At 35.3% G+C, this 7,971-nt stretch carries 5 protein-coding genes; all 5 read left to right on the top strand.

Features of this window, described 5'->3' with window-relative positions; all coding sequences use genetic code 11:
* The first annotated feature begins 456 nt into the window (after positions 1-456).
* Positions 457-855, top strand: coding sequence for a hypothetical protein (locus EVI01_RS05885; protein WP_010750771.1), 399 nt, complete (start codon positions 457-459; stop codon positions 853-855).
* A 118-nt stretch (positions 856-973) separates the two neighbouring features.
* The gene (locus tag EVI01_RS05880; protein ID WP_244150175.1) at positions 974-2,872 is read left to right on the top strand and encodes a DUF1430 domain-containing protein; all 1,899 of its coding nucleotides are present in this window, start codon (positions 974-976) and stop codon (positions 2,870-2,872) included.
* Entirely contained in the window at positions 2,865-3,494 is a 630-nt protein-coding gene (locus tag EVI01_RS05875) for an ATP-binding cassette domain-containing protein (protein WP_010750769.1), read from the top strand. The genes EVI01_RS05880 and EVI01_RS05875 overlap by 8 nt, the downstream gene beginning before the upstream one ends.
* A gap of 187 nt (positions 3,495-3,681) precedes the next feature.
* On the top strand, positions 3,682-4,368 hold the full coding sequence (gene rnc / locus EVI01_RS05870; RefSeq protein WP_010750768.1) for a ribonuclease III: 687 nt from the start codon (positions 3,682-3,684) through the stop codon (positions 4,366-4,368).
* Positions 4,369-4,389: 21 nt separating this feature from the next.
* Complete coding sequence (smc, locus tag EVI01_RS05865) at positions 4,390-7,968, top strand: chromosome segregation protein SMC (RefSeq protein ID WP_010750767.1); 3,579 nt, start codon at positions 4,390-4,392, stop codon at positions 7,966-7,968.
* Positions 7,969-7,971 lie beyond the last annotated feature (3 nt).

Genomic DNA, 7,971 nt, shown 5'->3' with positions numbered 1-7,971 from the left:
CAGAAGCAATGCTTTGAATACTGTAGATAGAAGTTATGAAAGAAATGAACGAATTAGAATCATAAGATCGAAAATTTATACGCCTAAAAAATAGTTTGAGATATTCTTTTTATGATTCAGTAATGATTAAAGTAATATTTTTGTGGAAATTTATGTAATTATCTTTTTTGTCGTTATTTTTATTATTGATGTTTTTTAATTTAAATAGGATAAAAAAAGATTTTCAATAATATTGTTATGGGTTAAAATTTAATGGATAAATAAAGTTTGTGTTTTTTATTACATAAAAATGGTTATTTTTAAAAAATGAAAGGGGTTGCATTTTCGAGCGAACTTTGTTTATTGAGAAAACGAAGGAAGCGCCAATACTAGTTGTAGCGTTACCTTGTACGAGAGTAGCATGTCGCAAATGTCAAATGTCCGGTACTTTGTATGCTAAAAAAGGAGCGAAAGAGAATGAAAATGAAACAGATTGGATTGGCAAAAAGAATGGCAATTTTTATGGCGTTTTCTACTTTAGGCGGTATAGCTTTTTCAACACATGAAGTAAGTGCAACAGAAAGAAGTGAACCTTTCGTTTTATCTACCACTCCCGAAATAATTGAAATGGATAGGGAAGATACGGTATTTTTAGTTAATCAGCCAAGAATAACTACGAATACTTTTTATGGTGGTGTAACAGGAATCCCAGGATTTGGAACTGTATGGGGTGAATTTCACCCAACCCAGCGAAAAGTAACTGTTTATGCCCAAGGAAAAGAGAGAATTAGCAAAACAGGAGGACCTAATGTAACTGTTCGAGCGACTGCTTCCAGAGCACTTACAGGAAATACATCTGGATGGTGGTGGGCATAAGAAGTCATGCGGCTAATCAGCCGCATTCTTCTTTTAAATGATGAGAAAAATCTATCGATGTTTTTTTCTATTTACAGTTATTAGTTTTTTATATAGTATCTCCTTCATTGGAACAGAAGTGATAAAATCGGCTATACTAGGTATTCATTCAGGAATTATCATTGAGTCTTTGGATGGAGATAAAAATAATCAGGAAGTTTTCCAAACGATTGCTCAATATGCACAAGACAAGCAGGTGACTTTACATAAACTTATTTTTAGAATTGGCAAAGATGGTCAAACACAAAAAGAAATTTACACTTTTGATAAAAGAGAGAATTCTACCTATAGCTATAAACCAATTCCATCAGATAATCCAACAAACTTTTATGACTATACGGAGTTATCGAATGAAGAACCTTTAGGACTATATTTAATGGCAGAAGCCCCTCCAGAAAAGATGGCAGAAGAGTTGTATGCCAAAGGAATTGAAATTAAAATAGAAAAAACACAATGGCTTTTCTATTTTGCATCCAGTCTATTTATGAGCATTGGACAGTTGTTTTTCATCCTGTTCTTATGTTTAATTGTGGCTTTCGCTTTTTACCAATCCTCTATTCGCAAGAAAATTGGTATTATGAAAGTGCTGGGTTGTTCGCATTATAAATTGGTTCTAAGAGATATATTCATTGATATCACTTTGTTTACTGGCTTGTTAATCATTTTTATTTTTGTTTATCCGCATATGTTTTCATTTTATCGTTTGATTTTTATTTTAGGTATTTTGTTGATTGGACTCCTTCAATTATTTGGTAGCTGGTTGGTTCAATCGCTAGGTACGATAGCAAATAAAATGAAAGGAGAAAAACCGTATCGTTGGTTAGTGGTCTTCAATCTTTTAATTAAGATAGCTATCATGTGTTTTATGGTGATCAATGTGAAGATGCTCTTAATAAAAATGAATGAAAATCATACGTTTAAGCAACAACTGACTTATTGGACGAAGTTACCAGATTATTATCATTTAATGTTTAGTAACACAACCCGATTACTCCCTAGATACGGTCAAAGTCAAGAAGAATGGAAAATAGAAACGGATCAAGTGAATCAAATTTTGCTACCGTTATTAGAAAAATCTGAGCAATCTGGTGGCATTTTCTTAAGCGTGCCCGAACTAAATTCTAACCACAATCTCTATCCTTATATTGAGAAAAATGCTTTTTGGATGGCAAATCATAACGCCATTCATGAACTAAAAGTAAAAGACGCACAAGGAAATGTGATCCCTACATTAGATGAAAATTTTTTCTATCTCTTGATCCCAGAAAATAAAAAAGAATATACGGAGTTATTTATGCAAGAAGCAGAGAATGAACTTACTTTTTATCAAAATCCTATGGAAGATGAAACAAAAAAGTATCGTGGAGAGTTAAAAGTACTTTATACACAATCAAATCAACTAATTTTCAATTATAACCATCAGTTGTGGGAAAATATGTACTCTTTTAATCCAGTCATTGTTTTGATTACTTTACCTTTGATCCAGCCTAATATTGATATTTGGATTTCGGATGTTTCTAATGGAACCTATTTGTTTCGAGAGCCAGAAGAAGTGCACCAATTTATTACGGATAGTCAATTGGAGAATGATTTTTCTGGACTGGTGTCTATAAAGAGTCAAATCAATCAAAGGATTGTATCGACACGCTTAGAATATTATACAGCAATGGCGGTTGTTGTACTTTTAATTGTTAGTTTTATTGCAGTTGAAATTTATTCAAGTTTAATTTATGCCGAAATGAATAAAAAACGCCTTTTCTTACAGTATATTTTAGGGAAAACTTTATGGCAACGCCACAGGAATTACTATATTAAGATGATAGTTATTTCTTTAGGTGTATTAGGTGGATTGTCCATTTGGCAAGAAGGGTCGGGTTTTATCATAATGTCATTGTTTTGTTTTGAAATTTTCTTACTTTTTTTTAATACTTCTGTTGCTGAAAACAAACAACGACTGGAGGTCATAAAAAATGATTGAAGCCAAAAATGTTACCAAAAAATTTAAAGAAAAAATCGTTTTTGAAAATCTTTCTTTTACTGTGTCGAGAGGTTCGATGACCGTGATTACTGGCGAAAGTGGTGCTGGGAAAACGACGTTATTAAATTGTTTAGGACAATTGGAAAAGATCGATGAGGGTGAAATTTTAGTAGAAGGGAAACGAATCAATCGAGGTAATCTAAAGAATTTTTTTCGAGATTATGCTGGTTTTTTATTCCAAAATTTTGCGTTGATTGATAATGAATCTGTAAATAAAAATTTACAGCTAGTGACCAAAGATAAGAAAAAAATAATGGCTGCCTTAAAGCAATTTCAAGCGGAGCATCTCTTTCAACAAAAAGTTTTTCGGTTAAGTGGTGGTGAACAACAACGAGTAGCGTTGGCACGATTGTATTTACAAGATCCTCGAATTATTTTTGCTGATGAGCCGACTGCTTCTCTTGACCAAAAAAATAAAGAAATCGTTATTCGCACTTTAAAAGAATTGAATAAGAAAGGGAAGACTGTCATCGTGGTGTCTCATGACTTAGAATTAGCGAATCGATTAGGTGGAATAATAGACATGGCCACTCTGGTGAAGCAACCTCTCACTGATACATAAAATGCTGAATCGTAAAAAACAGACAATCACACTGTCTGTTTTTTTTATGCCAGTACAACAAGTAATTTATGTTTATTGGATGTTTGTTAAAGCTTTACTTACCTTTCAACACAACCATTTCAAATTTAGCGAAAAACCAGTATAATGATGAAGTATTGAAAAAATATCCATAAAAGGAATGTGAAAAATGGACAATCAGCTGACAAATGAACTCAAAGAGAAATATACTATCGTTTTTCACGATCTAAATTTACTTGAACAAGCTTTTACCCATTCATCCTATGTGAATGAGCATCGCAACCTTCAATTATCAGATAATGAACGATTAGAATTTTTAGGAGATGCTGTTTTGGAACTCATGGTTTCTGAGTATCTTTATCGTTTATATCCAGATATACCAGAAGGAAAATTGACAAAGACACGTGCAGCTATCGTTCGCGAAGATAGCTTATCAAAATTTGCAAAAGAATGTGGTTTTGACAAATACATCCTATTAGGAAAAGGAGAAGAAAATTCAGGAGGTCGTACAAGACCTGCGCTTCTTTGTGATTTATTTGAAGCTTTTTTAGGAGCCTTATATCTTGACCAGGGATTCAAAGCAGCACACGATTTTCTTCAAGCCGTTGTCTTTCCAAAAGTTAAAGCAGGTGCTTTTTCACATGAGATGGATCACAAAACAAAATTACAAGAAGTCTTACAAAAATCAGGGGATGTTTTCATTGAATACCGATTAGTAAGAGAGGAAGGCCCCGCACATGAACGTATCTTTTGGATCGAAGTATACGTAGATGGTAAATTAATTGGGACTGGTCAAGGCAAGTCAAAAAAACTAGCAGAACAAGCTGCTGCTGAAAATGCACTGGCAGCATTGTAAAAGTAAGTGAGGGAACGCTTAGTGTATTTAAAAAGAATTGAAATAGCTGGGTTTAAGTCCTTTGCGGATAAAACGGTGATTGATTTTGAAAATAGTGTGACAGCAGTTGTTGGACCAAATGGGAGTGGAAAAAGTAATATTACTGAAGCGATTCGTTGGGTTTTAGGAGAGCAATCAGCGAAAAGTCTTCGAGGCGGAAAAATGCCAGATATTATTTTTGCTGGTTCAGACTCCCGAAAACCATTGAATGTGGCAGAAGTCACTGTGATTTTAGACAATACCGATCATTATCTGCCATTGGATTATAACGAGATCAGTGTCACTCGTCGCTACCGCCGAACTGGTGAGAGTGATTTTTACATCAATAAACAACCCTGTCGATTAAAAGACATCCAAGAACTTTTTTTGGATTCCGGACTAGGAAAAGAATCTTTTTCAATCATTTCTCAAGGAAAAGTGGAAGCAATCTTTAGTAGTAAACCAGAAGACCGTCGAGGAATCTTTGAAGAAGCGGCGGGTGTCTTAAAGTATAAACAGCGGAAGAAAAAAGCGGAGCAAAAGTTATTTGAAGCGGAAGACAATCTTAGCCGAGTCCAAGATATTATTCATGAATTGCAAGAGCAGTTGGTGCCGTTGGCTACACAAAGCGAAACGGCTAAGAAATTTTTACAATTAAAAGAAGAATTAACACAAACAGATATTGCTTTAATGATTACAGAAATCAAAGCGGCGAAAAAAGAATGGGAAGAAAAGCAGGCACAACTTACGCAATTTAATCAGGAGTTAGCAACTTTAGCTGCCCAAATTCAAACACAAGAAAAAGTACTGTCTGAGAAACGAAAGCAAAATGTACAAAAAGACCAACAAATTGAAAAAGGGCAACAGACATTACTAGCATTGTCTGAAAGGTTAAAACAAACTGAAGGACAAAAAGATGTTTTGCTAGAACGTACAAAGCATACACAAAAAAGCACGCAAGAATATCAGACTTCTTTGGCGGAGGCTCAAAAGAAAGTAACACAATTTGAGAAACTTCAAGAGAAGTATGCAAAAGAAGCAGCAGAAAAGGAAATAGAAATCCAAGAAGCACAGTCACAGTTGATGAAGACACAACAAGAACTAGAAAAATATCAAAAATCAACGAAGGAACTGTTAGCTGAATTACGTGATCAATACGTGGATTTAATGCAAGAACAAGCAAATGTCGGTAATGAACTGAAATATTTAGAACGTCAGTACTTGCAAGAGACTTCTAAAAGTAAACAAACATTAGCAAAGCAGTCAGAAGTAGAAGCGTCTGTAGCGGAATTATCAGCACAGCAAAAAGTATTGTCTGAAAAACAAGGGCAACTTCAATTAGCACTAACCAAAAATAAAAATGAACTGGAAGCTGTTCAAACGAATGGCAAAAAATTCCATGAACAGTTAACAAAAGAACAACCTAAAATGTACCAGTTGATGAATCAAGTGCAACAATTAAGGGCTCGTCAGAAAAGTTTACAAGAAATTCAAGAGAATTATTTTGGATTTTACCAAGGGGTACGATTAGTTTTACAGCATAAACAACAGCTAAGTGGTATTGTGGGAGCAGTAGCAGAGCTTATTGATGTGCCTGCTTCTTTTACTTTGGCTATTGAAACAGCCTTAGGTGGCGCAGCCCAACATGTAATTGTTGAGACGGAAAAAGACGCACGTCAAGCCATTACTTATTTGAAACAACAAAAAGGTGGTAGAGCAACATTCTTACCGCTAACAACCATTAAGCCAAGGCAACTACCTGCACACATTCTTTCACAAGTCGAAGCAGTGGATGGATTTTTAGGGATTGCTAGTGAGCAAGTGACTTTTCCTGAAAAAATTCAAACAGTCGTCCATAATCTATTAGGCACGATTTTTTTAGCCAAGGATTTAGCCAGTGCCAATGCAATCGCTCAAACACTCGGCTACCAATACCGTGTGGTTTCTCTTGAAGGTGACGTCATGAATGCTGGCGGTTCGATGACAGGTGGGGCGAATAAAAGAGGCAATCAAGGCAGCTTATTTTCACAAAACCAGGAATTAAAACAACTGACAGCTGAGTACGAGCAAGCAGATCAGCAACTACAAAAAAAAGAAAAACAAGTGCAAGAGCTACAAGAAGAAGTAGCAGTATTAACACAAAAACAAGAGACTTTGCGGAATCAGAATGAACAATTGCGGTTTGAAGAACAAGAAATAATCAATCAACTTCAAATGATTACGAATGATTTAACCCGTTTTGAGAAAGAAAAACAACTTTCTCATTTTGAAACGAAGGAATTGCAGCAGTTTATTGAAACCTACCAAAAGCAAAAAGCAGAGTTAACAGCAAAACAAAAAGACATCGAACAACAGAGACAACAAATTGACGAAGAAATCAAATCACTCAATCAAGAAAGTGATCAGATGGAAGAAAAACGCACACAAATTCAAGCACGCAAGGCACAAGAGCAAGCCGCATTAGCGGTATTAAAAGAGCAGTTCAATCACTTGCAAATTCAATTGCGTGGTGCACGTGTGCAAAAAAATGAGGCACTCGAACGTCAAAATGGTTTAGAACAACAACTGGCCATGCTGACAGCAGATTTTACGGATCATGGCGTTACTGAGGAAAGTTTAGCCAAACAAATTAATGATCTTTCTCAACAACGTGAAGAGCTCAAAACAGAATTAGCAGAAATGAGAACGCAACGAGAAAGTCTTCAAAAAGAAATTGATCAATTGGACTCTGTGATTGCTGAAAAAAATCGTCAACAAAAACAACAATTAGCGGAACAATCGAAACTTGAAGTACAAAAAAATCGCTCAGAAATGTTGCTTGATAATCAGTTAAGTTATTTACAAACGGAATATCATATCAGTTTTGAAAAAGCTGTGATGGATTATGAAGAAACAACAGAGGTTGAAAGTAGTCGCACAAAAGTGGCTTTACTAAAAGAACAAATTGAAGACCTTGGCCCTGTGAACTTGAACTCAATCGAACAATTTGAGCAGGTGAATGAACGCCATACATTCTTAACCACCCAACGAGATGACTTGTTATCTGCTAAAAATCAGTTATTTGAAACAATGGAAGAAATGGATGAGGAAGTTCGTACACGCTTTAAAGAAGTATTTGAAGCCATTCGTAAAGAGTTTAAAGTCGTTTTTCCGAATATGTTTGGTGGTGGTCGAGCAGAATTGGTGTTGACTGATCCAGCTGATTTATTAAAAACAGGAATTGAGATCGAAGTACAACCACCAGGAAAGAAATTGCAAAGTTTGAGTTTGCTTTCTGGTGGGGAAAGAGCATTAACAGCCATTGCGTTGCTATTTTCAATTATCTGTGTTTGTCCAGTACCATTTTGTATTTTAGACGAAGTGGAAGCTGCATTAGACGAAGCCAATGTGAAGCGATTCGGTCGTTATTTGAGTGATTTTCAAGATGATACACAATTTATTGTCGTCACCCATCGCAAAGGAACAATGGTAGCTGCCGATGTTTTGTATGGCGTAACGATGCAAGAATCAGGTGTCTCAAAAATTGTTTCTGTTCGTATGGAAGATATCAATGAAGAAGGCAAAATGGAAACGAAGGTGTAGAAA

It is taken from the genome of Enterococcus villorum (assembly GCF_007990225.1).
GTDB lineage: Bacteria > Bacillota > Bacilli > Lactobacillales > Enterococcaceae > Enterococcus_B > Enterococcus_B villorum.
This window is presented reverse-complemented; position numbering and strand designations above follow the sequence as displayed.

Coding starts and splice junctions, on each gene's coding strand:
- EVI01_RS05875 (WP_010750769.1), top strand. CDS start 2,865: ATGATTGAAGCCAAAAATGTTACCAAAAAATTTAAAGAAAAAATCGTT.
- EVI01_RS05885 (WP_010750771.1), top strand. CDS start 457: ATGAAAATGAAACAGATTGGATTGGCAAAAAGAATGGCAATTTTTATG.
- rnc (WP_010750768.1), top strand. CDS start 3,682: ATGGACAATCAGCTGACAAATGAACTCAAAGAGAAATATACTATCGTT.